Here is a 26359-nt window from a genome sequence, read left to right as displayed (position 1 = left end):
GAAACCTTTTTTCGGAATAAAGATGACAAACAAAGCCGTATCTAAACAAGGTGCTAAGAAAGCACCATCTAAAGCTAAGCCGCGTAAAAAGTCTTCGGCTAAAAAAGTATCCTCTGGCTGGGGCCGTAAAGTCTGGTCTATTATCTGGAAGCTTGGCGTTATTGTCATCGCCACTGTGTCTATTTACAGCATCTATCTGGATCAGGTTATAGCGCGAAAATTTGAAGGGCAAAAATGGCACCTTCCTGCTCAGGTATTCAGTCGTTCCATGGCCCTTTATCCCGGCGCTGCAGTCAGTCATGGCCAATTAATTTCAGAACTTAAACTACTCGGCTATCGTAAGGTCGCCAACCCCAGGCAGGTTGGTGAGTTTTCCGCATCTAAAACCAGAGTCGATCTCTGGCGTAGGCCTTTTCTGCATCCTCAAGGGGATCAGGCTGAGCTGAGGGTGATGATCAGCTTCGATTCTCAAGGTGTGAGCTCAGTTTCCCGCTCCCAAGATCATCGTCAACTGGCTGTCTTCCATCTCGAGCCGGTATTACTGGATCGAATCATCACCGGCGATGGCGAAGATAGGGTGTTTGTCAAAGCCGATAAGATGCCGTCATCGATTATAGAAGCCCTTATTTTGGTCGAAGACAGAAGCTTCTACCAACACTATGGTGTGAACCCTTTAGCCATTCTCCGCGCCTTGATGGTCAACATCAGCGCGGGAAGAACGGTGCAGGGGGGCTCGACACTGACTCAGCAGCTGGCTAAAAATTTCTTCTTGTCGAGTGAGCGTTCACTGGTGCGCAAAGCCCGTGAAGCCTTGATGGCCTTGATCATAGATTTCCGTTATGGCAAAGATGAGATCTTAGAAGCGTATCTCAATGAAGTGTACATGGGTCAAGATAAGGCCCGCGGCGTGCACGGAATGGGGCTGGCGTCTCAGTTTTATTTTGGTCGTCCTATCGCCGAATTGACTCTGTCTCAACAAGCTTTCTTAGTCGCCGTGATTAAAGGGCCTTCTTATTACAATCCCTGGCGTTCTCCCGAGCGTGCACTGGAGCGACGAGACCTAGTGCTTAGGCTCTTGATGGAAGGGCAGAAGATCTCTGTTGCCCAGTACAAGGCCGCCGTCGAGTCTCCTCTGGGGTTGAGAAAGTCAGATAGACCCGTGCATCAAAAGTTACCCGCCTTCTTTGCCGTGGTGAAACATGAACTGGCGAGACGCTTCGGCGATACCTTACTCAAGCAGTCGGGCATCAAGGTTTACACCACACTCGACCCTATGGCCCAGGAAGCGGCCGAGAAGTCGGTCAAGAAGGTGATGGCTCGATTGGGCAAGAATGATAAGCAGCTTCAGGTTGGCATGGTGTTGACCGATAAGGCTACGGCCGGTATTGCTGCCATGGTGGGAGATAAGTCTCCGGGCTACAAGGGCTACAACCGCGCGGTTGAAATACGTCGTCCCATAGGCTCCCTGATAAAACCTTTTGTCTATGCCACCGCGCTCAATCAAGCGGATAAGTATAATCTGGCGACGCCACTGAAAGACCAGCCCATCACCTTGAAAAATGGTCATGGTAAGACCTGGTCTCCACAGAATGTGACCAGGACGTTTAGCGGTGAGGTGCCCCTGCTCACGGGCTTCAAGAAGTCGATGAATGTGCCCACGGTGAACTTGGGCATGGCTATCGGAGTCAGCAGTGTGGCTACGACCTTAGACAAGGCGGGCTGGAGGGAGAAAATTTCTGAGTATCCTTCTATGCTGCTGGGAGCGGTGAATGGCTCACCCTTGATGGTGGCTCAGGTCTATCAAACCATTGCCGATAATGGACGTTATCGTCGACTATCGTCTATCACGGCCGTGTTAGACAAGGACAATAATCCACTGCCAGTATTACGTATTTCTCAGCGCCAGGCGATAGACCCTGCAACAGACTTCCTGGTGCAATATGCCATGATGCAAGTGGTGCAATCTGGCACGGCGGCTCGTTTAGGTAAGGCATTCCCAAGCACTAGCCTTGCGGGTAAGACTGGTACCAGTAACGATTCTCGCGACTCTTGGTTTGCTGGCTTCGATGAACGTAACGTCGCCGCGATCTGGGTTGGCCGCGACGATAACGGTAAGACTGGACTCTACGGCAGCAGCGGCGCCATGGCCGTCTACCAAGACTTCCTCAATAATCGTCCTCCTATCAGTTTAAGGCGCACGCCCATCAATGGCGTAGTTAATGGACACTTCGACCGTTTAACCGGTAAAGCGATGGAGGCAGGTTGTGACAACACCATAGCACTGCCAGCCTTGAGTGGCAGCTATCATCCGGCTAAAAACTGCGGCGACCCCTTGTCTTGGTGGCAGAAGTTCACTGGTGGTTAAAGTGGTCAGAGTAAGATAAGAGTATTTAGCTATATTCTTATCTTTATTCGCTAAACAAGCAGCTAAAGGTATTAAAACCTAAGAAGGATGTTTAAAAATGTTCTTCAGTGCTCAATAATGTCAAAAGATATAAAAAAATAGTAAATGTATTTCTGTCATCGCAACCTTTGGTAGGCGGGATCTGGAATTATAACAATATACTTTTTAAACTTAATTTTTGAGTATAATGATTCAGCTCTTGTATATACATATTTAGCCATGTTGTCTTTTGGAGCTGCGGTAAGTATATATAAAGTTATCACGAAAAATTATTTACCGTCCAAATGAGGGGGGATCTAGACTTCTAGTATTCTTTCATCTAATAACGCGAGTCTACTTATGAATAACAAGGCACAATCATGATTAATCTGCTACGAGTATTATGCGTCTCTGGCGTGCTGTTGCCGCTTTATATGCATGCAGCCCCGATGGATGCGGAGTTAAGCGTTTCTGTTCGAGTGATACAAGAGCAAAGAGCCACATTGGCTCTCAATACTCAGGGTAAAGGTTACGGTCCTCAATCACCACGGGATATTGACACCATCAAGGGCAATAACCCACGTATTTTTGCTGAGGCTCCTCCATACTCGAAAATGAACCTGTGTAACATACATTTTCATAAGAATGCAGAGCACAGAGGTGGTGAGTTTACCCAGTATGCCGGCCATGGAGATGGTCATGGTAATGGCAGTGGATATCAGTATTCGGGCCAATTATCTGCAGCCGAGTTAACTCCGCTCCCGCATACACTCGGTGATAGCAAGCACGGCAGCCTACATCCTGGGGATACGATAGAGGTGCACTATGTCCACTCGAGTGCTCAAGTGAGTCCTGGCCCAACTCTCGGTGCCTGCCTCAGTGAGGAAAATAGTAATCCTCAATTACGGGTAGAGACACAGGTGTATGTGCTGGTGCACGACGCAGAAGGTCGAGATTTTACCGAACTGACTCAATTAGGGGTGATCAACGGACTGCATCAGGCACTCAATATTCCTGCTAATACTGGCAAGCCGGTGCAATATGCAGGTTCAACGACTGGGCCTGGATATAACGAGAAAGCATCGCCTCTACAGGTAAGCTGGAGTGTGCGTCCTCTGGTCATGAAGCTAGATATTAATACTGTGGCTAGCTGGTTAAAAGGCAATGTCTTCAATGAAGATCATGCTCACGGCGTCAGAAATTTAGTCGTTAATCCAGATTTATTATCAGATAACACTGAAGAGTGAAGCTGGAGTTATAGCCCATTAATACATGCTCGCAATAAGAATGTAACTCTGCTTCATTCAGGCTTGCTTGTATTGATACTATCTGAGTTTATATTGAGTACAATCAAAGTTAACGTTAAAAATGCGCTTCAACTGTTAATGATGTTTGAGGCCTTGGTAATCTTTTGTTATTCTCTCGACTTGCAGAGGAATAAACCAAGGAAGATTAAATACTAGATGAAATACAATGTACTCGCATCGGCGCTAGTAGCCGCTATATTTGCCCCGTCAGTAGCGGCAATCGAAATTTTTAAAGATGACAAGAACGCAGTGGAGATTGGTGGATTCATTGACGCACGTGTGATCAATACCCAAGGTGCCACCGAAGTGGTTAACGGCGCATCGCGAATTAACTTCGGTTTCACTCGTGTAATGAGCGATGGTTGGAAAGCGTTCACTAAGTTGGAGTGGGGCGTTAACCCATTTGGTACCAGTGAAATCGTTTATAGCAGTGAGAGTAACTTCGAGTCTCAGAGCGGAGACTTCTTACATAATCGTCTAGGTTACGTCGGTATTGGCCATGATACCTACGGTACATTAAGTATAGGTAAGCAGTGGGGCGCTTGGTACGACGTCGTTTATAACACTAACTATAGCTTCTTGTGGGATGGTAACGCCGCGGGTGTTTATACCTACAATAAGGCTGATGGTGCGGTAAATGGCACTGGTCGTGGTGATAAGGTAGTTCAATACCGTAATAGTTTCGGTGATGTTAGCTTCGCACTTCAAGTTCAGCTAAAACACGATACCTTCTATACCTGTGAATCCGCACTCAACTTAAGCACTGATTGTGAAGCACGTTGGAACGCTGATAAGGATCCACAAAAGGATAAAGAAGAGTCACAAGAGGTCAATTATGATCAGACCTACGGCGGTGCGATCACTTATCTGGCTACGGATATGCTCACGTTAACTGCAGGTGTTAACCGCGGCGAGTTTGAAGTGGATTTTCATACCGGTGAAACGCTCACCGCGATCGATCTTATTTATGGTGTCGGTGCTACCTGGGGAAGTTTCGATGATGAGGGCTTCTATGCCGCCGCCAATTTTAACAAGAATGAAAATCACGATACCGATAACCTAGGCCGTCTAATTAATGACTCTTATGGTATCGAATCTTTGTTCTCATATACGTTTGATAACGGCCTACGTCCATTTATCTCTTATAACATCTTAGATGCGGGCAGCGATTACGTTATTCAGCCAAACAGTGCCGATCCAAACGACGTGTTTAAACGTCAATTCGTCGTTGCAGGCCTGCACTATGTTTGGGATGTGAGCACTGTGCTCTATGTGGAAGCCCGTAAAGACTACAGTGATTTTACCAGTGCAGACAAGGAGCAAGAGGCGAGAATGTCTATCTCTGAAGATGACGGTGTAGCCATAGGTATCAGATATACGCTCTAACTCATTAATTACACTGGTTTAGATGCGATTGTAAGCATAAAAACGCCGAAAATGTTTGCTACATTTTCGGCGTTTTTTTATCTGGAGATGGTCTAAAAGTCCCAGCTACGAGTGCCTAGAAAGTCGAGCCTTCTTTTTTGGACGGACTTGCTGCCATAGATATATCCCCGATATGGCCATGATGATCAAAGACAAGGCCACTAGATCCATAAACCAGGGGCCGAGTGAGCCGAAGAAGCGTCCGCTATGAATATCTAATATTACTCTCTCCCAGGTGAGGTGACTCGATCGGGCCAGTAAGGAGATAGTATCCGATTCTGCTTGAGCGGTTTGCGTATCTAGGACCTGTGACCAGGAGATGGGGGCAAACGGCATGGCTGGTGTCCATTCGATAAGCTCATCATCTGCCATGAAGTATCCAGCCTGAGTCTTTAGCCAGACTTGGCCATCGAAACCTATGGCTTCTATGCCTCTGGGGAAGCCCATGGAAGCATCTTGTTTCTCCATCAGCTCGCCATCCTGTGACACCATGTAGAGATTATTCGAGTCGACGGCGAGTATCATCTTGCCTAAAGTGAGCATACCTTTAATGGGAGAGTCGGCTTCGACGGCTAGCCGATGTTGTACCCAGACTAAATTATCTGAGCTGGCAAGACTGAGGGGCTGGGTCTGATAGATAGCAAGCTTGTTGGGTGGAGTGATGCCGTAATGATCCAGTAGCCAGGCTTGTTGCACGGGAGCCGAATCTATGGATAGATGATTGCTATGGTTGATAACCACGCCGCTAATGGCCATTAGCATGATGAACAGGGCGCTGAATATACCGAGACGGCGATGCCAGCAACGGAATTGCTTGGCTAAGGTATTTCTTAGCTGCTTGGTGCGACTTCGTCGTCTTTGACTATTAATTCGAGTTCTATGATGCTTTTGAGTCATTGTTCCAGTCTTAATCGTTCGTGGTTGCCCTGCCTCCTGCATCATAGCCAAACTTTAGCTTAACTTTTGGTGACATGGGCATCTAACCATAATGCGATGCGAGACAGTTTAGTCAAGGCTCTGACTGACAGGGTTGCACCTGTGATGCCATCTATGTGACGATCTAATTTTAGATCATCCTTTAGTTTGACCGATTTAAATTGATCAGTAAAGAAATCATGCCTGACTTCATCGCCGCGGCTCTCTCTATAAACCAGTACCTTAGTCTGGGCGATCGCCTGATCTTTAATATGGATACCGACGGTGATCGGCGACTCTTTACCTATCTCTTCTAATATCCAAACGGTTTCAGATTCTTGTTGCCAATATCTTAGGCGCATCTTTTTGAATCTATGTGACAATATCTCTTCGATAACATCCTGTGCCTCATCGTCTATCCAGAAGACTCTTGCCTTGGGCGTTGGGGCATTGAAGGCGTGACTAATGAAGTCATCTGGTTGCTGATAAACGCCGCGAGCGAGCACAGATTGACTCAAGGCTAAGCTAAAAATGAATGAGAAAGCTAACAGGTAAACAGAGGTAAACTTCATATTAGACTCGGATGCGGGAGAAAAAATCGTTAAAACTAGTTAAAATATAGATGAGTGCCCGATAAAGGGCACTCATTTTCGCACTCATTACTCATGGGCGCTTAGCTTAAGGCTAATTAGAACTGGTAGCCGATACCTAGGTTGAAACCGTCAGAATCTTTAGCGCCGCCAACTTTCTCGTAGTCAGCCTTGAACACGACGTTTTCGTGCAACCAGTAGTTCACACCAACATTAGTCTGAGTGATATTGGTGTCATCGCCGTTGCCAGCCTCGTTATCATACTCGTTGTAACGTGCGAAGACGCCGAAGCTGTCGTTGAAACGATAAGCAGGCTCTATGTACCAACCATTTTGCTGGTCACGACCTAAATTTTCAGCTTCTTTACCGTCGATATCCCACTGTGCATAAAGGGCCTTAACCGTGAATCCCTGGATGCTATAGATGACGTGTGCAGTCAACAGGGTCGCAGATGCCGTGTCGACACCGCCAGCGCTCTGAGTCAGATCTGACTGGTATTGAGCGGTAGCAGCAAGCTCTAGGCCTGCAATAGCGGTGTATTTTACCCGTGCGGTGTAAGCGAGATCTTCAGCTTTCGCCTTAGAGACTTTTTGACGTCCACCTCGGATGCTATATGTCTCATCGACATATAGACCAGAAGTGATAGCACCATCGAAGGCTAAGCCTGGAGCTGCCTTAATGTTTAAGTTTATACCGGCTTCCCACCAAGTGGCAGGGATGATGTTCTTCTCGACCGGATTACGCTCGACACCGTAGAAGGCTGGTGGCTCGTGAGTCTCGTTGATGATACCCACTGGTATCAAGAATAGACCCGCTTTACCCGTTAGCATCTGGTTGAAATCGTGCTCGATATAGGCCTGCTCTAGCTCAACTTCACCTTTCTTGCCATCACCCGAGATCGAGTGTTCAACTTCAAGCTCGGAGAAGAAGCGGGTGCTCTCTGTGAATTCATGGCCGACGAAGAGCACGAAGCGGTGGAAATCGACTTCTTTCTTATCTTTGCCAGTCTGGTTATTAGAGATGTTGTTGTAGTGAAGCTCACCATAACCACCGAGTGTAGTGGCACTCTTAGACTCGGCTGTCGCTTCTACTACGTCGGCAGTCTTTTCGACGCGTTTCTCGGTCTCATCGAGGCGGCGCTCAAGATCTTGTAACACTTGCTGCTGTTGTTCGATCACTTTTCTTAGCTCTTGAGTCTCATCCGATGCAAATGCTGCTTGAGATGCGAAGATGCTAAACAAAACGCTAGCAATTATAGTTTTCTTCATCATTCTTTTCCCTATTGTAAATGGAGGGTTATTAAATTTAGGGGGATTCTATTCAAATGATTTGAGTAATGCAAACTATTATCATTTGGGTTTTGGTTAAGAATCACAAAAGTAAACTAACAGTAAATAATACTTATGGGGGGTTAACATCTGATTGTTGTTGTATTCACGTTAATAATCAGTGTGATATTAATATCTAGGTACAGAAACGTTTCGGCAGAGGCTCTTTTTTTTTAGCGAGAATTTTTTTTCAGTGTCGAAAAATAAACGCACTATTTACATCATAAATTTACATATAAGCATTTCATCTAATATATATCCATACAAATCAGGTGGATATAGTCTTATCTATTATTGCTTCAACTTGCCTAAGACCCTAGGTGACAATCATAGGCTTAGTGGCAACATTTGATGCCTGACGTGTCAGCGGGACCAATGAAGTGGGATTGATATTAAGTCTTAATGGCTAACGAGTTACAGGGGATTGGTAATATAGCCGCACCAAGCTGGGCTAGCCTCGATATTAAGCTTGCGGGACTTGAGCTAATTTAAGTCATCGGGTGTGTGTTTTAGTGGATCTGATATAAGATGTGGCGCAATGTTTGTATACCAATAGATTTATAGAGTGACTATGTTCTTAACACCTTATTTTAAAAAAGAAAATCAAACCATTACAGTACTTGCAGAGCAGGCCAGTGATTTCGCCAAAGGCGTGGCTCAGGACTTCAATCCTATTCATAGTGTGGGGGCTAAGCGTTTCTGTGTGCCGGGAGATCTTCTTTTTTCATTGGTGTTAAACGAATATGGTTTGAGTCAGAAGATGACGTTTAACTTTGCTGGCATGGTCGGAGCAGGCGTTGAGCTGCAGTTTCCCGAAACTGCAGAGCAGCGAGTCGAGATCCGCGATGATAAGGACAAGTTGTATCTGAGCGTCGAACGTCTGGGAGATGTGAGACATTGCCAGACTCAGATAGAATCCTTTATTCGCAGCTATGTCGCCTTCTCCGGTCACAATTTTACCCATGTATTAGTGCCCATGATGGAACAGCATCAGATGATGATCAATCCGGCGCGCCCTTTAGTGATCTATGAGAGCATGTCTTTCGATTTGACTAGCTTGGATTTCGAACAAGTGAGCCTGTCTCTGGTTGGACAAGAGCTTAAGATTAACGGTAAGCGTGGAGATGTGACCCTTAAGTTTGAGCTGCACAGTGGTGATAAACTGGTAGGAACCGGCATTAAGACACTAGTGATGAGCGGCCTGCGCCCCTATGATGCCGATCTAGTCAAGGGCATGGTGGGCAATTATGAGAGTTATCGCACCGAGTTCGACAATAGATAACGGTGAATGTTTGATGAACCTCGGATGTTTCGGATGTTTCGGGGATTTCGGGGCTAAAGCCTCTCCTACAACATATCGGGGATTTCGGGGATTTCGGGGCTAAAGCCCCTCCTACAGGCAAGAAAATATATTGATTGAACCGATATATATCGACATAATGTCTGATTCCTTATAAATTATCACCCCTTCCCAATTCGTATTACTTCTGTTTGAAAACCGTTCATATAAGGATCTAGCATGGCTCAACAAGGCTATTCACTACTGCGTATTATTATTATAGACAGTTTCTGGAAGGGTCAGGTCAATGAGCTGGACTTATCGGGGCATACGCAACTTGAAGGGACTAATGGTGCGGGTAAAACCTCATTAATGCGACTACTACCATTATTTTATGGCATGCGTCCGAGCGATATCGTCAGTAAGGTCGATCAGGCGCGTAATTTTGTTGATTACTACCTGCCACGTACTTCAAGTATGTTGATCTATGAGTATCAGCGTCCCCATGGGCAAACTTGTATGGTTCTGGTTTGTAGCGATGGGCGTGGCGCGCAGTATAAGTTTATTGATGCACCCTATAACAGCGAGCACTTCATTGGCGACAACCACCAACGTCGTTCAATGAAAGAAATTGAAGGCTTCTATCGACAGCTAGGTTGCGACTCAAGTCGCTATCTAGCCGTTGAACAATACCGCCAAGTGATTCAAAATCTCCGTAGTGGCCGTAAATTAAAAGATGTCCGCCAATTGCAAAATCGCTACAGTTTCTGTGAGCAACCCAGCCCGCATATCGACAAGGTGATTAACGGCACTATAGAGAAAAATCTTGATTTTGAGGCGGTTAAGCGGATGTTGGTTGCTATCGCAAGCGACTACATAGCCCGAGGTTCAGTGGAAGGAAAAGAACAGATAAGCCTTAATAAAGAGGACATCAGCAACTGGCTAGCGGATATTCGAGCCAGCCGTGCGGTACAAAAAGTTGCGGATAAAATTGGCCTATGGCAGGGGGACTTCAATAGCCTAGACAGCTTATTGATCAAGCTGCAACATCTGCATTTTGAAATACTGGCTCACCAAGAAAGCCTCAATGAGCAGCAAGCATTAGGCGCCGAAAAGAAACAGCAAGCCCAACTTCAGCTATCAAGCTTGATCAACGAGCTAGAAACAACTAAGCAATCATTAAGTAAGCAGGTGTCTAACCTAAAAGCGGATATCGAAGGCGATCAGAGCCGTATTGATCGACTTGATACCGATAAAATGAAGTTTGACGATGATGATGCCGCTAGCTATCAGCTACAAGCCGACAAAGCGCCGCATTATCAAGACCAGCTTAATGAAATCAACGCCATTATTAATGCCTTCGAAGGCAATATTAGTAAGCTGCAGCAAAAGTTTGCCGACCTTATTCAAAAGCTTAAGTATCAACATCTGCAAGAACAAAGCAATAACCAAGCGAAAATGACCGACATTCGAGACATTGCCACTGGGCAACTGACTAAAATCACCGACACTGATAGGGTGCAAAACCGCGAATTAGAACAACAGCTGAATGCACGAAATATTGATCTTCAGCTGAAGAAACAACAGCTGGAAAGCGATCTTAAAACCGAGCAACAAAAGCTCTCTCAAGTTCAGCTCAATCAAGTTCAACTTGCGCCAGAACTACAGCAAAACATTGCTCTAAATACCGAAGCATTAAGTGAGGCTAAAGATAAGCAGAACAGCCTGTACCAAGCACAATCTCAAGCGTTAAAGCAGCACAGTGACCTAATAAAGCGTCGAGATAAGCAGTTAGAGCAATACACTCAAGAAAAGCGTCAGCTCGAAGGGCTGTCTGCTGAGTATGAACAAGTTAGATCGCAACTTATTCCAGCTGAAGGCTCATTGCAGTATTTTCTTGATAATGAAGCGCAAGCAAAAAACTGGAAGAACAACATTGGACGCCTGCTCACCAGTGAGCAACTTACTCGTTGTGATTTGGCCCCCACATGGGTTGGCGGTGACAGCCTTTATGGGCTTTTACTCGATTTAGAACCATTACAGAGTAATGATTCACTGTTTCTCGATGAGATCCAGCTGCGTGAGAAATACGAAGCGCTAGGGGACAAAATCAATCTACAGGCTGAGAAGATTAAGCAGCTTGATGAGCATATAGGCTTATTAACTAAAGACATTTCAGCCGCAGACGCCGAATGCTCAGCCGCAACGCAGCAACTTGCTATAAATGACCTTAATTTACAGCAGCTAAATACGCAAAAACAGAATTTTGAAGTTAAAAAACGCATCGCAATTAAAGAGTACACCGATGCGGTTAATCAACAGCTTAAAACCCTAGAATCAGCACAAAGGCGCCTAACCAAACAGCAGCAAGAGTACACCCAAGATGCTGAAGAGCAGCGCCATGAGTTGCACAACCAACTACTTGAAAAGCGCATGGTGGTTGAAGGTGACCGGGACTGCCAGTTGTCACTGTTGAAGGCAGAAAGTGCCGAGCTAGAAGCCAGCTACAAGCAACGTTTAAAAGATTTGAGAAAGCAGCAAAATACTGACTTGGCCAAACTGGATCCAGACGGTGAAGTGGATAAGCGCACCACCGAGCGTAAGGTGATAGAGCAGGCATTGAAGCAATGCCTAGTGTTTGAACAAAAAGCTCATCGTTACCAGCACTTTATGACGGATCAATACTGCCATCGTGATGGCCTAGTCGAGCAGAACCAGAGTAGGTTAGTACGGCAGCGGGGGATTGAGACTCAGCTTGAAGATACCAGCATCAGCCTAAATAGTGATATCACGGCACTGCGCAGTGATATCAAGAAATTAAACCATAAGAAAACCTATGTTGAGGATCTACTCAATCAACTAAGCGACAGCCAGCGTCAGTGTGAAAACCTGGGTATTGAAGCGTTAGGGTCGGCAGAACAGCCGCATAACCAAGCGGATCTGAGTGTCAGTTTTTGCGCCGATTGGCTCAATCAATTTAAAGTGATTCAAAAACGTTTAGGCGAGCAGCTTAATAAGTTTAACGACGGCTTTAAAAAGGTGCATTCTAACAGTGACTTGTACGATAACTGGCAAAAACTGGTGGCCGAACATGATAATTTTAGTACTGCTAAAAGCCTGTTTAAGTATCGTGAGCCCATTGTTGAGCTATTAAGCAGTGCAGAGCAAAAACAGAAGAATACCTATCAGTTGGTGTCCGTTAACGCCACCATGATTAACGAGTTTTATCAGCATGTAGAAAACTTTGCTCGGCAAATTAAAACGATAGGTAAAAAGTTGTCGAGTAAGGTGACTGGCTTAGCCCATTTTGATGCCTTAGCGGAGATCAGCGTCACTACGGTAATGAAGCAAGAAGAGTTGGAATACTGGGGCTCGCTAAAAGAATTCTCCAAGGCTTATGAGCTATGTCGCGACCAATTAAGCGATGGTGTTGGAGAGATCCCTGACGATCTTGTTTATGCGATGCAAAAGCTAGCGACATACCTGCCAAGCGAAGGTTTTGTCTTGAACCATTGCAATCTCTTTGATATTGAATTTACTATCATAGAAAAAGGCCAAGTTAAGCATGCTCGTAATGCTCGTCAACTCAAAAAAGTGAGTTCGACGGGTTTGTCATATCTGGCTATGTTGTCATTGTTTGCTGGCTTGCTTGGTATGTTGCGCGGCGAGAGTCAATATGGCAGCAAGATTATTTTACCCGTCGATGAGCTAGGTGAATTAGCGGCTGAAAATATTGATCTACTATTGAAAATGTTTAGCGATAACGACATCAACATTTTGTCAGCATCACCGTCTACCGACAGGCATATTCTGTCTCTGTACGACAGACACTATAAGTTGAAAGATAATAAAATTTACCATGCTGAGATCCCGCAGTCGCGCCTCGATGAGTTACTTGCGAACCGTGCCAATCAGCAACAGGCGGCTATCGCTAAGCAGGAGTTATAATGTTTAAACAGACTATCCAAAAGCTATTAACTGGGGCGGTGATTTGTGAAACCGCCTTTGCTGAAGAGTTTACCTATCTAAAAGTGGACAGTGAGTTTGAGCGAGTCAGCGATTTTTTGTCGAACTTAGATCGCAATATTACCTACCTAGATAACGCCGATGCTTTTTTCTGTACCTATAAGCAGGTGGACCAAAGTAATTCAGCTGAGTTGTCAGCTCTGTTTAACGAAATGCGCAGTGTATTTAGGCCGTTAGTCGAATTCTTAGACCTATTACTTACCGCTACGCAAGCTGATTTACCCTTGCATGGCAAATCAGTGGTTAATATCAATTCCTTGTTTGAACCGTTCGAGCAAGATCAAACCTTGCGTGATCAACTAAGACGATTAACGTCTATTAAGCCGTTTAAAACCAATAAAGAAGAAACCAGAGAGCAGCTTGCGACCTTATTTAATAAGCTCGAAGAGATGCAATACTTCGTCCGTAAAAACCCAGGTAGTAGCCGTTATTTTGCCACGGCGCGGTTTGACCTTATCTACAGTTTAATTGAGTTTTTAAATGACTCTGAACAGGTCGATTTGCCCGATGAGCAGGCCGAAAAACAAGATGAGTTATTGTTCTAATGGCCGGTTTTGATGCAGGGCAGGTATCAGCGCTACTCAGAAAAATTGGCGCCAATGACGATCTACTGGCTAACGCTTATGTGTATGGTTCAATAGCGGCAGATAGCCAAGACAGTAAAACCATTTCAACGCTACATAAGGCGGGTTTACTGCGGCCAGATGATGAAGCGGGCGAGTTTAGGGTCACGACTGATTTTAAGCGTATGCTCAACCGCTTGATGCGAAAGCAGAGCAGTTACCGCCAGTTGACCGATATGGGCAAGGTGATTGAAGCCCTTGACGAAACGGTTAAAGACTATCAACTTTCGGTACAGGCAGAACAGTCGGAAGATGCGGATCTTTTTTTAGAACAGCTGGATGACCTTTTGTATGAGACCAAAGACGGCTTAAACAACAACCTCGATAATATGCATTATGGCATTGTGAGTCAGTTTGGTTTTGTCAGTAGTTTAGCGAATAAGATAAGGCAGAATGAGCGTTATCTTAACCATGCGCAAAACCTACTGACAGAGCTACAACAAATTGACCCTGAAGCCTGTTATGAGTGGATAAACTGGGCCTGTCCCAATGAGTTTGCGCGTAAGATTACCGGCTTTGTCTATTGGTTTAACCAAGTGCTGCCAAGGCTACGATTTATCATCGACAATATGCGTTTGAGTTTGTTCCGCTTGCGCCGTGATGAGAAAAAAGCCAACCAACTTCGCAGCATGGCACGTTTTTTACGTCAGCACCCTGAGTTTGAGTTAAGTGATAACTTGTATGAGCACCCATCACTGCCAGAGGGGTTAAAGTTAGCCCCATCGATGCCGCTTAGATCTTATGTAGATACGCGAAATACCGAGCTAGAAACACCGCTTGTTCAATTAGTACAGGCTTTACGCAAGCAGTCGATTGCTCAGGATGTAAAAGAGCGAGAAACGGCCGAGATTGAGGTTAATCCGATAGAGCGGATCAGCTATCAAAGTGACTTCTTCGATCTTCAAACAGAATCTTTATTTGAGCAAGCGATTACCTCAGATTCCCCTATCTCAGCGTTAGCGTTTTGGCGACAGTCTCAAGATGACTGGCTCGCGAATGAGCATTGCATTAACCCAAAAGCTTGGATTGAATTAGTGTTTAGCTGTTATTGCAAGCTAACCAATGAGCAGCAAGCAGCCTTCAGTATTAATATGAAGGGCCTGCAAGTGCAGGGGACATCGGATAACTTCAGTTATCATGATGTGGTGATAGGCTTACATTAGTATTTTAGCTGATGATAACTTAGACCAGAGTGGATAAGTTGCACTCGAGGCTTAGAACCTACTGAGCGAGTGCTTAAGGATAAGGTATTTGTGTGAAAGAAGGTTTATTTAACAAAACAAAGGACCTCTTGCTGACATCCTCAACGGGCGACAAGATCCCTACTAAAGAGTATTTAAAGCAGCTAAAAGAGGACTTTGATTTTGGTTCGTTTTCTGGTTCATCTTTTAGTTACAGCCTGACCGATAAAATTCACCTAATAGCAGAAGTTAAGCAGCAATTAGGTGTACAGATTGAATTTGATTCCTACCCAGAACAAAAAAGTCGATATGACAACTCAAAGACGAATAGAGCTGAGAAGCTAAATAGTTACCCTGTTAGCCGTGACTTTATTCTTATCAACAGCATTAACGAGCTTAAAATTAACCAGGGAGTGATCGCTAAGTCGCCACTATCATCATTAGGGCAGTCGGTGAGGGCTGATGAAATCGACAGCATTGAACATTCATACATAGTGCTGGTGGAGAACCTAACCTTAATGGCGAACTTAGCAGCTCTCAATTTGCCAGAATCATTAAGGGATGCGTTGTGGGTATACCGTGGTGATGTAAAACCCAGTCAGCAAACCGGTATGGCCTATCAATTTTTTAGGCGTTGGAAAGATAACCCTTGCTATAAATTAGTGTGTTTTAGCGATTTAGATCCCAAAGGCATTGAGATTGCTTACACCTGCGAAGCGGATTACTGGCTGTCGCCTGCTGATTGTGAAGCTGCGATAGCAATCGAGTTGCAAGGAATTGAACAAGAGTGGCATAAGCAAACACAATCGCGCCTTTATTTGCACCGTCAGCAGCAGTTACCAGCACAATGTCAGTTAGCTTTTTCCCTAATGAATGAGCAACATATAACATTGAAGCAGGAGCATATGCTGAGCCATAATTTGAAGTTGCAATTATTTTCTTTGAAGAAGAAAGGAAGCGTATTATAAATCAATTGCTGAGGTCTTTTGTCAATACCTACAAATGTACGCGAGATCGCCACTCGGGTAGAAAATCTACCGTTAGTCACTTTATATAAAACGGCTTAATACAATTGAGCAGTTATTTGATTCGATATTTTCTAGCATCACGACTATCTATACTTCTGCGGCATGGCTTTATTGGCTGGAACTACTCATCCGTGATGTCGAGCTAGGTTTCGCTTAGTCAGGTTTCTCTAGCGATTAATATCTGGCTTGAAAAATATAATTAGCAAATAACAGGCGTATAGCGGAAGCGTTAACGGCTGTTATTCTGACCTGAGTCAGATGCCAATCCACTTTTAGCTTGCACCTATTTAGTGCTTAATGCTTATGGATGCTTACTTTGTAGTTTTAACTTTGGTTTTACGTTTTTTTGTGGATTTTTACTCCGTCATTGTGTCGGTGGCGCCTTTCCTGGTGTTGCTAATTTGATAAGGATGTAAATTTTATCGTTACTACCTTCTGCGCGCTTTCCTCTAGAACGCAGCGCTAATGGCCGCTAAGTCAGATGTTGCTGTTATGTGGTTTTTCATCTCGACCTTAATTCGGTTGAAATTGTATCCAGCATGATTCACTATCAGTCCCCACAAGTGGGATAGAACCCCAAAATATGAGCATCGGCATAAGTGCAAATTAATAAAGGCATACATAAAAGATATGCTGAATCGAAGGCAGGTATATGACTAAATCACTTTCATCACGGATCTTTATCGGTCTGTTTTCTGGATTAATTTTCGGTTCAATCATTCAATATCTTCTTGGGGATGTGAGTTTCTTCTCTGGCACTGTGGTCGAGATATCTTCTGGCGTGGGAACCATGTTCGTCAGCATGATCATGATGCTGGTCGTGCCTCTGGTGTTCGTCAGCATAGTATGTGGCGTCCTCGAGCTTAAAGATCTGAAAAGCTTCGGCCGTTTGGGCGGTAAGACATTCGGTTTCTATATCATCAATACCTTAGTGGCTATTTTTGCCGCCTTAGCCGTGGCGCTACTGATACAGCCTGGCTTAGGTGTCGACATGTCCGGTGGTACTGGCGCGACAATCACAGCCACCGAATTGCCAAATCTAGTCCAGTTGATCGTGAATATCGTGCCGAGTAATCCGGTGGCCGCGTTTAGCTCGGGTAACATGTTACAAGTGATCTTCATGGCCCTGCTTGTGGGCGGCGTACTCAAGTCTTTAGGTAATGCGGCTCCCTTATTGGTTCAAGGTTTCCAGGAAGGCAACAAGTTGATGATGAAGCTGATCACTGTGGTGATGCAGCTGGCTCCAATCGGTGTCTTTGCCTTGATGCTTAAACTTGGCGCAACTTTAGAGGCTGGGGTATTTGTCAGTGTTGCCGAGTATCTGGTCGTCATCGTCAGCTTATTATTACTGTGGATTTTTGTGGTATATCCGATGGCAGTGGGGGCGTTCACCTCTGTTTCGGCTAAAGAGTTTCGCGCTAAGACCCGTGAGCAGATCTTGTTCTCACTCTCTACGGCGAGTTCGAATGCCACTATTCCTGTGACCATGCGTACCTTGACCGAGAAGCTAGGTGTTAAACCTTCCATCGCTGGTTTTGGTGTGCCGCTCGGCGCCACCATGAACATGGGTGGTGTGTCTATCTATATCACCATAGCAATCTTCTTCGTGGCGAATGCTTTTGGTGCGCCAATTGCGATGGAGCAGCTACCTGCATTGTTATTCAGTATATTTCTGCTCTCTGTTGGCGCCGGCGGCGTTCCAGGCGGCGGTATGGTGATGATAGGTGTGCTTATCCACCAGATGGGCTTGCCGGTAGAAGCTTTCGCCATCGTCGCCGCATTAGACCGTTTAATCGACATGGTGCTGACCTCGTGTAACGTAGTGGGAGATGCCGCGGTATTGACCATAGTCGATGCGACTGAGCAGGGTTACGAAACAGCAGAGCAAGCGCCAAACGGCGCTGCAGCGCAAACCAAAGAGAGTTAGTCTTAGGACAATAGCTTGGTAAAATATGCCCATAGACCCGCCTTACTCGGGGGACTATGGGCTTTTTTATGGGTCTCAATTAGCATCGATTCAACAGCCAAGGTAGCGCTCAGCCTCCTTAAGGGGGAATGCGAGTCCGAAAGGGTGATGGATCGCTTGCCTGAATGAATTATTAATACACCTTAGGTACGATTTATGGGCGGTGATTGTGGTATGTTGGTGGATTGGGTTACTTGTATGTAGCGGGATGCGTTACTTATATATTAAGGATGATGACGAGTGAAAATTTTTGTATTGTTAATCTGTGTAGCTCTACTCACAGCATGCTCTTCCAATGACCTAGCTCATGTCAGTTGCGATTTTATTTCCGGGGCCGTAGAAAACGAGCAACAGCGTGAACAGAGTCTGGCTAGTCCTGGGGCGCGGAATATTCAGCATGATAGCAATAAACGAGCTCAAGATACGACCGTAGGTATTTTAAACGTCCTTGTAGGGGCTCTGAGTAGAGCATTATCGAGTGACGACGCCGATACTCGGTGTTTATAACTCTGCCGTAATTCAATTTTTACGCTCAGCGGTGAAGCTAGGTAAGCTCAGGCTGTTTGTATGAACGTGTGCGCAGCGAGAGGCAATGATACCCATTGGTATTATCCCCCTAGAGTTTGCCCCATCATCAAATACCGTTACCCGATAAGGTTGCGGTATTTTTTTGCCTCACTTTTAGCGAAATCCAATCTCGTAAAACAGACGATAAAAATAGCTCATAAAAAAAGCCGCTTAAAGCGACTTTTAATATGTTGCTAGAGCCTAGCGTCTAGCGTCTAGCGCCTTCAGTTAAACCTCTGGCTCTTCGCTATAATCGATTTCATGGTACTCGAGACAAGCATCGACTTCGTTAGCCGAGCCTAAGATAACGGCTACGCGCTGGTGAATTTCACTAGGCTCGATATCCATGATGGTTTCATAGCCGGTAGAGGCCTTGCCACCCGCTTGTTCGACTAAGAATGCCATAGGGTTGGCTTCATACATCAATCTGAGCTTGTAGGGCTTCTCAGGGTTCTTGTTGTCGCTAGGGTAAGTGAAGATACCACCGCGAGACAGGACGCGATGAACATCGCCGACCATGGCTGCTATCCAGCGCATGTTGAAGGCTTTCTCTCTCGGCCCTATGGTGCCAAGCAAAAGATCGGCAATATAGGTCTGCATCGGGGCTTCCCAGAAACGCTGGTTAGACATGTTGATGGCAAACTCAGTCGTGTCTTTACTGATAGACATGGCTGCTGTGGTTAACAGGTATTGGTTGGTTTCTGGGTTTAGGGTAAATAACTGCACCCCTTGACCTGTGGTGAGAGCCAACATAGTCGAAGGACCATATAAGACATAACCGGCTGCGACTTGCTTGCGACCCGCTTGTAGGAAGCTTTGTTCACTGAGTTCGCCTTCTGGAGCGGGAAGAATCGAGAAGATGGTACCCACTAGCGAATTAATGTCGATATTCGATGAGCCATCTAATGGATCGAAACAGACCAGATAGTCACCCTTGGTGCCCACTTCGACGATAAAGTCTTCCTCTTCTGATGCCAGCCCACGGACGGTATCGTCTTTATCCAGCGCATCTTTGAGCATATCGTTGGTAATAACATCCAGCTTCTTCTGGGTTTCACCCTGAACATTTTCTTGCTCTGTGGTGCCGAGTACACCGGCAAGCGCACCGTGGCGTACGGCATGGCTTATCTCTTTAGAGGTGTTCGCTAAGGTGTGAATAAGCTGAGTCAGAGAGGCATTTATGCCTTGTGAAGTCAGATTTTGGGCCAAGGTCTGCATGTTATTTCCTATTACAAGTTCGAGCGATACTCGAGATTGGGGTCGGGTCAAATGTGAGTGTTCTTATTTGGCGCGATCATACCTGAGATTGAACTTTTTTTCAGCGTAGCATGGCGGCAAATTATAACTTGGGCAGCGTGTTGCAGTTTTTGCCGATTTTAGTGCACAATGTCAGTGATATTTATGCCGTTTGTTAATTAATGTAGGCCTTGCCTACAGCGCTTTGAACTCCCGCTGAAAAACCAGGTTATTTAGTGGGGTTGCTAATTAGTCGGCATGGGGTAATTACATTCAGATCCAGGACATAATAATGACAATAAAATGGATGACATCAGCGCTATTGGCGGTTCCTATGATTTTATCAAACACAGCTTGCTCGACAATCACGAGTACGACTAATGCAGAAACAGACCGCTCACTCGAAGGAGGTGTTACACCTCTGAGTATCGAAAGGCTATACGCTTCTCCCGGATTGGCAGGCACGAGTCCCAGGGGACTTAAGCTTTCACCCGACGGTAAAACAGTGACCTACCTCGCCGGACGTAAAGACGATCAGTATTTTTATGACCTGTGGCAGATGGATGTGGCCAGTGGTAAGCAGTCGATACTACTCGATGCGGATAAACTCACCATAGGCGAGCTTTCTGATGAAGAGAAGGCCAGGCGAGAGCGGCAACGAATATATGGTCAGGGGATCATGGAGTATTTCTGGTCTGATGATAGCCAGGCCATGCTCATTCCTGCCTCTGGCGTGCTTTACTACTTTTCGGTTGATGATGGCGAAGTAAGCTTGTTACCTACGGGGGACGGCTTTGTCACCGATGCTCGTTTATCTCCCAAGGGAAATTATGTCTCTTTTGTACGCGATCAAAATCTGTTCGTCTTAGCGCTGAAAACCAGCAAGCTAACCGCCATGACGACTGATGGCGGCGGGGCGATAAAAAATGCCATGGCCGAGTTTGTCGCGCAAGAAGAGATGGGCCGCATGACTGGCTACTGGTGGTCACCGGATGAGTCGGCCATCGCCTATACCCGTATCGATGAGTCCGGCGTTGAGTTGGTGACCCGCAATGAGATCTATGCCGATGGTATCAAGTTAACCGAGCAAAGGTATCCCTATGCGGGTAAGAATAATGTCACGATTAAATTAGCCGTGGTGACACTCGCCGACCAGAAGAAAAGCTGGGTCGACCTTGGTAAAGAACAAGATATTTATCTGCCCAGAGTCAACTGGTTGCCGGGTAGTAAGCAATTATCTTATCAATGGCAGAGCCGAGATCAGCAAAGCTTAGAGCTCAGAGTCGTTGCCCTTGCTCAGATCGATAAATCTAGGGTCTTAGTCGAAGAGCGCAGTGATGCTTGGGTGAATCTAAATAACGACCTGCATTTCTTAAAGCAGCAAGACAGCTTCATTTGGGCCTCGGAGCGTGATGGTTTCAATCATCTGTATCTGATTGGTCTGGATGGCAAGGTGAAAAAACAGCTGACATCGGGAGACTGGACCGTCGATGAGGTCGAGCTGGTGGATGAGGCAACGGGGTGGATCTACTTTACCGGCCGCAAGACTCTGGTCACCGAAAAACATCTATATCGCGTGCCGTTAAAGGGCGGCGAAGTCGAGACTATCAGTCAGAGAAACGGTATGCACTCACCAGTGTTTGCCGAGAATGAAGCCGTTTATCTGGACTATTTTAGCAGCTTGTCACAACCGCCGCAGATCAGCCTACACGGTGATAAGGGGCAGCAACTCGCTTGGGTAGAGCAGAACGAGGTGAATAAGAGTCATCCTCTTTATCCCTTCTTTGGATTGTGGCAGCTACCAGAGTTTGGTCAGGTCAAAGCAGAAGATGGCCAAGCGCTGCAATATCGTCTGTTTAAGCCGACTAATTTTAGCGCCGACAAGCAGTACCCTGTAGTTGTGCGTGTCTACGGTGGACCCCATGCTCAGCTAGTGGTCAACAGTTGGAGCGAGCAGGATTACTTTACTCAGTATCTACTCCAGCAAGGCTACATCGTGTTTCAGCTCGATAACAGGGGCTCGGGACACCGTGGGACTCAATTTGAGCATGTGATCTATCAGCACTTAGGCGAAGCGGAAGTTAACGATCAGAAAGCCGGCGTCGATTATCTGCGTACACTTGCCTTCGTCGATGACGAAAACATAGCCTTGTACGGGCACAGCTATGGCGGATACATGGCCTTGATGGGTTTGTTTAAGGCGCCGGATTACTTTAAGGCTGCCATCTCAGGTGCACCAGTGACTGACTGGGCCTTGTATGACACCCATTACACCGAGCGTTATCTGGGGCATCCGCAACAGAATGCTGCAGGCTATGAGGCCAGCAGTGTACTGCCATATGTCAAAGGCTATCAATCTGGCTTGTTGATGTATCACGGCATGGCCGATGATAATGTACTGTTTGAAAACAGTACCAAGGTGTATAAGGCGCTGCAGGATGAGGGCAAACTATTTCAGATGATAGATTATCCAGGCTCTAAGCACTCGATGCGCGGCGAAAAAGTCAGAACGCACTTGTATCGCTCACTGGCCGATTTTCTCGAGAGAGAATTGAAATAAAGAGTTGAAATAAGGCTCTAGGTTCTAGCTATAAATTTCGAGCTAGAGCTAGAGATTGAGTCTAAGAGTCGTAGCGCTGAGGCGGGTTTTAGCGCTATCTCGAGCCTTACAGCTTTATTCCATATATAACGTCCTTCCTATACCATCCATGGTGTAAGGACATAAATGTTCCAGACATAACGTCCTTCCTATACCATCCATGGTGTAAGGACATAAATGTTCCAGACATAAACCCCCTCTTTGGCCGTCCGTGGCCACCGGGGATAGCTTTTAGTTATAGGAAGTCCATGTATAACGTCCTTCCTATACCATCCATGGTGTAAGGACATAAATGTTCCAGACATAAAAAAACCAGCCCTTGGGCTGGTTTTTATTTAACAAGTATAAAGCGCTAGCTTTATACTTCTTCTAAGTTACCGCAGAAACGATAACCTTCGCCGTGAATCGTGGCGATGATTTCTGGCGTATCTGGCAAGCTTTCGAAATGCTTACGGATACGACGAATCGTTACGTCAACGGTACGGTCATGTGGCTTAAGCTCGCGGCCTGTCATCTTCATAAGAAGGTCGGCACGGCTAAGGATCTTGCCTGGGTTCTCAACAAAATGCAGCATAGCGCGGAATTCACTACGTGGCAGCTTGTATGGCTCACCTTGAGGGCTAACCAAAGAACGGCTGTTGATTTCAAGGCTCCAACCGTTGAAACGGTAGAACTCAACACTGTTCTTATCTTCAGCTTCTGTACCTGTGCTATTGACACGGGTCAAAAGGTTGCGAGCACGAATAGTCAGTTCACGTGGGTTGAATGGCTTAGTGATATAATCATCTGCACCAATTTCAAGCCCTAAGATCTTGTCAACTTCGTTATCTCGGCCCGTTAGGAAGATTAGACCGATATTGTTTATTTCACGAAGTTCACGTGCTAACAGAAGACCGTTTTTACCAGGAAGGTTGATATCCATAACAACCAAGTTTATTTTATTTTCCTGCATGGCCTTATGCATTTCGGCGCCATCATTGGCTTCAGTTACCACATATCCTTCAGCTTCAAAAATACTTCTTAGCGTGTTACGGGTAACGGCTTCATCTTCAACAATCAGAATGTGCGGGTTTTGCATAATAGTTTACCTAATTTTGTTCAAATCTGTTCTAACCATGAGCGTGTGTCATCAGTGCCCAATACGCTCGATCTTGTCATGTTGACGCTTACTGATCTACGATAGGTGCTTTCAAACTGGCTGAAACAGCAACACACTTCCATGATTAGTAAAGTATGCGTATCTCATTAAATGGGAACGCGAACTGTATTCACTTCGAGTAACAATATTAGGGTTAGTTCCCTATTATTAATAAATATTTATGAAGTTAAAATGCAAAACTAAGCACTGGTCGCATTTTATACAGAAATCTGGCTGGCTGTAAGTTCTATGTCAGTTCCACTTGTAACAAAATGCATCGTATTAATCAGTGATGCAGAACCAACCGACTGGTCTATTGTACTCGTTTTAGGCAATTGTTAACAAATGAAATGTTAACAAATTTGCTTGTGGACTTGACCTAGGTCACACTTTATTTATTAACCTGTTGATATTTAAGTATGTTTTAAAACCCGCTTTAGTGATATAGATCTCGCTTATATGAAGATATACTAAATTTGCTATAATAATTTCAATCAAATTGAGGGAATTGGTCCAGATGATCGACTCGAGCAAGCAATTCTTGAACAAAAAACGGTGGCAGCATTACCAAGAAACTGAATTTCTATTTACCCAAACGTTATCTACTCAGTTATCTTTTGCGATCATCACGGCCCACAACCCCAGAGGCCAGATCCTCACCTCTTGTCAAAATCGACTCTTAGATAGACAATTACTGCTCGCGATAGAGACATTTAACAGACCCTATCGTGCCGTGATGGGCACATCCCGCGACCGAACTCATATGGAAAAAAGCTGGGCAGTCGCTATCGATAAGCTGAGCGCGGCATATCTGGGATTGAAATTTAAGCAAAATGCGATCTATTTTGTCGATAATAACCAGTTAATTTTAGTTCCCTGCCTATTCTCTCAAGCCGAGCATCAACAGGAGCTCATCATAGGCGACTTCTCTGAGCGGGTTAACTTGGTGAGTGAGCTGCCGGATTTTGATTATTAGCTTAAATCTTTCAGCAATAGTTGAGATTCTCCATTGCTTGGTTAGCCAAAATTTGATATTTTCTCTCCCCTCGCTCTCTTTTTGAACAATGACAAAAGAGTGCGAGGTACAGAAGAGGAGCGTTAGCTAGGTAGTAAGTCTGAAGAGTCCAAACTCTGATGATGACTTATGAGGGAGATTAGCGCCGAGATATCGAGTATTTGGAATCACTCTATGTCGGTCGAAAGGGCTGAATCCCTTAGGTTGTCACCTGTTTATTGGTGGAGAGCTTCTGGTGGTGATCGCTGTTTCCCGTCTCTGGGGTGCGTAATCTTTGCACCAGGCTCTTCGAACGAAGTCAGTTCGGAGTGTAATCATGTTTATTCTATATCCTTATATATCTTTAAATGAATCTTATCAGTGTCTGCAATCTGTGGAGGCTGTGTAATGGCCCTTATTGTCGCTAAGTTTGGCGGTACCTCATTGGCCGATTATGCCGCCATGAGCCGTTGTGCCGATATTATTCTCGCCAATCCTAATACCCGTGTTGTGGTGGTGAGTGCTTCGAGTGGTGTCACCAATTTGCTGGTGGAGCTGACCCAAGAGCACATAGGTGAAGAGCGAAGAATGCAGCTCGTTAAACAGATAGCCCACATTCAATATCAAATATTAGACTCCTTGGGGAGCCCACAAGAGGTCGCCGCAAGACTAGATACCGTATTGAGTCGTATCTCTGTTTTGAGTGAAGAACTGAGTAAAAACAGAAACAAGGCAAGGATGGATGAGCTGCTTGCTCAAGGTGAGCAATGTTCATCGGCCTTGTTTGCCGCCGTATTGAGGGAGAAAGGGGAGGCGGCCAGCGCATTCGATGTGCGTCAGGTGCTGCGCACCGATAGCCATTTTGGCCGCGCCGAACCACAAATAGAGACCATATCTCTGTTAGCTGCTGAGCATCTAGCTCCACTATTATCCTCCCAGCGTATTGTGACTCAGGGATTTATTGGCGCCGACGATGCTGGCGCTACGACGACTCTGGGTCGTGGGGGGAGTGATTACTCTGCCGCCTTGTTAGCCGAGGCTTTGAAGGCGACAGCCGTCGAGATCTGGACCGATGTGGCCGGCATCTATACCACTGACCCTCGCATCGCTCCTAAAGCCCGCCCTATTGCCGAGATTAGCTTCAATGAAGCCGCCGAAATGGCGACATTTGGTGCTAAGGTGCTGCATCCTGCCACCATTCTTCCTGCTGTGAGACAAAAAATTCAAGTATTTGTTGGCTCTAGCCGTGAGCCTGAGCGAGGTGGCACCTGGATCCGCCATGAAGTCGAAGATGCTCCGGTTTTTCGAGCGGTAACTGTGCGCCGGGATCAAACATTACTCAATCTTCACAGCTTACAGATGCTCCACGCCCAAGGTTTTCTGGCAGAAACCTTCGCTACGTTAGCCAGGCATAAGATCAGTGTCGACTTGATCACAACCTCTGAGGTGAATGTCTCACTGACCTTAGATAAGACGGGGTCCGATTCTGCAGGCAATGGCCTACTCAGTGAGTCTCTGCTGCAGGAGTTGTCTCAGCATTGCCGTGTACGAGTCGAAGACTCTCTGGCGCTGGTTGCCATAGTTGGCAATAAGATTGCGTCCACTCCAGGGGTATGTCGCCGCGTATTTGAAGTCCTTGAACCCCATAACGTGCGCATGATCTGTCAGGGAGCTAGCCCCCATAACCTGTGTGTTTTAGTCGCCGAGTCGGAAGCCGCACAGATAGTCAGGGCGCTGCACAAGAATTTGTTTGAGTGATAAAAGACTTGGACGC

At 45.8% G+C, this 26359-nt stretch carries 18 protein-coding genes and 1 riboswitch; of the genes, 13 read left to right on the top strand and 5 right to left on the bottom strand.

Annotation, left to right across the window (positions count from 1 at the left end):
* The first annotated feature begins 22 nt into the window (after window positions 1–22).
* From mrcB to HRU42_RS09685, 3 genes are all read left to right on the top strand, one after another.
* A complete protein-coding gene (gene mrcB, locus HRU42_RS09695; protein WP_295030642.1) occupies window positions 23–2365 on the top strand; it encodes a penicillin-binding protein 1B in 2343 nt (780 codons plus the stop codon).
* A 452-nt stretch (window positions 2366–2817) separates the two neighbouring features.
* Entirely contained in the window at window positions 2818–3630 is an 813-nt protein-coding gene (locus HRU42_RS09690; RefSeq protein WP_295030662.1) for a delta-class carbonic anhydrase, read from the top strand.
* A 216-nt stretch (window positions 3631–3846) separates the two neighbouring features.
* Window positions 3847–5076 (top strand): porin, encoded by a 1230-nt coding sequence (locus HRU42_RS09685; RefSeq protein WP_295030640.1) that lies wholly within the window; start codon window positions 3847–3849, stop codon window positions 5074–5076.
* Between the two features lie 105 nt (window positions 5077–5181).
* Here HRU42_RS09685 and HRU42_RS09680 read toward each other — a convergent pair whose 3' ends face one another.
* The 3 genes from HRU42_RS09680 to HRU42_RS09670 all read right to left on the bottom strand — a co-directional run bounded on the left by HRU42_RS09680 (window position 5182) and on the right by HRU42_RS09670 (window position 7888).
* Window positions 5182–6012, bottom strand: a complete 831-nt coding sequence (locus HRU42_RS09680; protein WP_295030638.1) for a PepSY-associated TM helix domain-containing protein — start codon at window positions 6010–6012, stop codon at window positions 5182–5184.
* Between the two features lie 59 nt (window positions 6013–6071).
* Complete coding sequence (locus HRU42_RS09675) at window positions 6072–6602, bottom strand: FMN-binding protein (protein WP_295030636.1); 531 nt, start codon at window positions 6600–6602, stop codon at window positions 6072–6074.
* A gap of 116 nt (window positions 6603–6718) precedes the next feature.
* Entirely contained in the window at window positions 6719–7888 is a 1170-nt protein-coding gene (locus HRU42_RS09670) for a porin (protein WP_295030634.1), read from the bottom strand.
* A gap of 631 nt (window positions 7889–8519) precedes the next feature.
* Between HRU42_RS09670 and HRU42_RS09665 the strand changes: the two genes are divergently transcribed.
* The 7 genes from HRU42_RS09665 to HRU42_RS09635 all read left to right on the top strand — a co-directional run bounded on the left by HRU42_RS09665 (window position 8520) and on the right by HRU42_RS09635 (window position 18558).
* The gene (locus tag HRU42_RS09665; protein WP_295030632.1) at window positions 8520–9230 is read left to right on the top strand and encodes a DUF3581 domain-containing protein; all 711 of its coding nucleotides are present in this window, start codon (window positions 8520–8522) and stop codon (window positions 9228–9230) included.
* Window positions 9231–9467: 237 nt separating this feature from the next.
* Entirely contained in the window at window positions 9468–13175 is a 3708-nt protein-coding gene (locus HRU42_RS09660; RefSeq protein WP_295030630.1) for an ATP-binding protein, read from the top strand.
* Entirely contained in the window at window positions 13175–13798 is a 624-nt protein-coding gene (locus HRU42_RS09655) for a hypothetical protein (RefSeq protein WP_295030628.1), read from the top strand. The genes HRU42_RS09660 and HRU42_RS09655 overlap by 1 nt, the downstream gene beginning before the upstream one ends.
* Entirely contained in the window at window positions 13798–15039 is a 1242-nt protein-coding gene (locus HRU42_RS09650) for a hypothetical protein (protein ID WP_295030627.1), read from the top strand. The genes HRU42_RS09655 and HRU42_RS09650 overlap by 1 nt, the downstream gene beginning before the upstream one ends.
* Window positions 15040–15131: 92 nt before the next feature.
* Window positions 15132–16025 carry a hypothetical protein gene (locus HRU42_RS09645; protein WP_295030625.1) on the top strand — a complete coding sequence of 298 codons (894 nt, stop codon included), beginning with the start codon at window positions 15132–15134 and terminating at the stop codon, window positions 16023–16025.
* Between the two features lie 712 nt (window positions 16026–16737).
* Window positions 16738–18012 (top strand): dicarboxylate/amino acid:cation symporter, encoded by a 1275-nt coding sequence (locus HRU42_RS09640; protein ID WP_295030624.1) that lies wholly within the window; start codon window positions 16738–16740, stop codon window positions 18010–18012.
* A gap of 279 nt (window positions 18013–18291) precedes the next feature.
* Window positions 18292–18558, top strand: coding sequence for a hypothetical protein (locus HRU42_RS09635; protein WP_295030622.1), 267 nt, complete (start codon window positions 18292–18294; stop codon window positions 18556–18558).
* Window positions 18559–18846: 288 nt separating this feature from the next.
* Here HRU42_RS09635 and HRU42_RS09630 read toward each other — a convergent pair whose 3' ends face one another.
* On the bottom strand, window positions 18847–19836 hold the full coding sequence (locus tag HRU42_RS09630; protein ID WP_295030621.1) for a class 1 fructose-bisphosphatase: 990 nt from the start codon (window positions 19834–19836) through the stop codon (window positions 18847–18849).
* A gap of 310 nt (window positions 19837–20146) precedes the next feature.
* Between HRU42_RS09630 and HRU42_RS09625 the strand changes: the two genes are divergently transcribed.
* Window positions 20147–22414, top strand: a complete 2268-nt coding sequence (locus HRU42_RS09625; protein WP_295030620.1) for a S9 family peptidase — start codon at window positions 20147–20149, stop codon at window positions 22412–22414.
* Between the two features lie 397 nt (window positions 22415–22811).
* Here the strand turns inward: HRU42_RS09625 and arcA are convergent, their stop codons facing one another.
* Entirely contained in the window at window positions 22812–23531 is a 720-nt protein-coding gene (gene arcA, locus HRU42_RS09620) for a two-component system response regulator ArcA (protein ID WP_295030619.1), read from the bottom strand.
* A gap of 577 nt (window positions 23532–24108) precedes the next feature.
* Here arcA and HRU42_RS09615 point away from each other — a divergent pair.
* Together HRU42_RS09615 and lysC are read left to right on the top strand one after the other, a co-directional pair.
* Entirely contained in the window at window positions 24109–24567 is a 459-nt protein-coding gene (locus HRU42_RS09615; protein ID WP_295030617.1) for a DUF3293 domain-containing protein, read from the top strand.
* A 104-nt stretch (window positions 24568–24671) separates the two neighbouring features.
* Window positions 24672–24846, top strand: a riboswitch (Lysine riboswitch).
* 147 nt (window positions 24847–24993) lie between these two features.
* Window positions 24994–26343, top strand: a complete 1350-nt coding sequence (gene lysC / locus HRU42_RS09610; RefSeq protein ID WP_295030615.1) for a lysine-sensitive aspartokinase 3 — start codon at window positions 24994–24996, stop codon at window positions 26341–26343.
* Window positions 26344–26359 lie beyond the last annotated feature (16 nt).

It is taken from the genome of Shewanella sp., assembly GCF_013214165.1.
GTDB lineage: Bacteria > Pseudomonadota > Gammaproteobacteria > Enterobacterales > Shewanellaceae > Shewanella.
This window is presented reverse-complemented; position numbering and strand designations above follow the sequence as displayed.

Bases quoted from the DNA above. Each gene is read 5' to 3' on its own strand.
- HRU42_RS09670 (WP_295030634.1), bottom strand. From the start codon at position 7,888: ATGAAGAAAACTATAATTGCTAGCGTTTTGTTTAGCATCTTCGCATCT.
- HRU42_RS09690 (WP_295030662.1), top strand. From the start codon at position 2,818: ATGCATGCAGCCCCGATGGATGCGGAGTTAAGCGTTTCTGTTCGAGTG.
- arcA (WP_295030619.1), bottom strand. From the start codon at position 23,531: ATGCAAAACCCGCACATTCTGATTGTTGAAGATGAAGCCGTTACCCGT.
- HRU42_RS09685 (WP_295030640.1), top strand. From the start codon at position 3,847: ATGAAATACAATGTACTCGCATCGGCGCTAGTAGCCGCTATATTTGCC.
- HRU42_RS09660 (WP_295030630.1), top strand. From the start codon at position 9,468: ATGGCTCAACAAGGCTATTCACTACTGCGTATTATTATTATAGACAGT.
- HRU42_RS09650 (WP_295030627.1), top strand. From the start codon at position 13,798: ATGGCCGGTTTTGATGCAGGGCAGGTATCAGCGCTACTCAGAAAAATT.
- lysC (WP_295030615.1), top strand. From the start codon at position 24,994: ATGGCCCTTATTGTCGCTAAGTTTGGCGGTACCTCATTGGCCGATTAT.
- HRU42_RS09625 (WP_295030620.1), top strand. From the start codon at position 20,147: ATGACAATAAAATGGATGACATCAGCGCTATTGGCGGTTCCTATGATT.
- HRU42_RS09675 (WP_295030636.1), bottom strand. From the start codon at position 6,602: ATGAAGTTTACCTCTGTTTACCTGTTAGCTTTCTCATTCATTTTTAGC.
- HRU42_RS09630 (WP_295030621.1), bottom strand. From the start codon at position 19,836: ATGCAGACCTTGGCCCAAAATCTGACTTCACAAGGCATAAATGCCTCT.
- HRU42_RS09665 (WP_295030632.1), top strand. From the start codon at position 8,520: ATGTTCTTAACACCTTATTTTAAAAAAGAAAATCAAACCATTACAGTA.
- HRU42_RS09680 (WP_295030638.1), bottom strand. From the start codon at position 6,012: ATGACTCAAAAGCATCATAGAACTCGAATTAATAGTCAAAGACGACGA.
- mrcB (WP_295030642.1), top strand. From the start codon at position 23: ATGACAAACAAAGCCGTATCTAAACAAGGTGCTAAGAAAGCACCATCT.
- HRU42_RS09640 (WP_295030624.1), top strand. From the start codon at position 16,738: ATGACTAAATCACTTTCATCACGGATCTTTATCGGTCTGTTTTCTGGA.
- HRU42_RS09655 (WP_295030628.1), top strand. From the start codon at position 13,175: ATGTTTAAACAGACTATCCAAAAGCTATTAACTGGGGCGGTGATTTGT.
- HRU42_RS09615 (WP_295030617.1), top strand. From the start codon at position 24,109: ATGATCGACTCGAGCAAGCAATTCTTGAACAAAAAACGGTGGCAGCAT.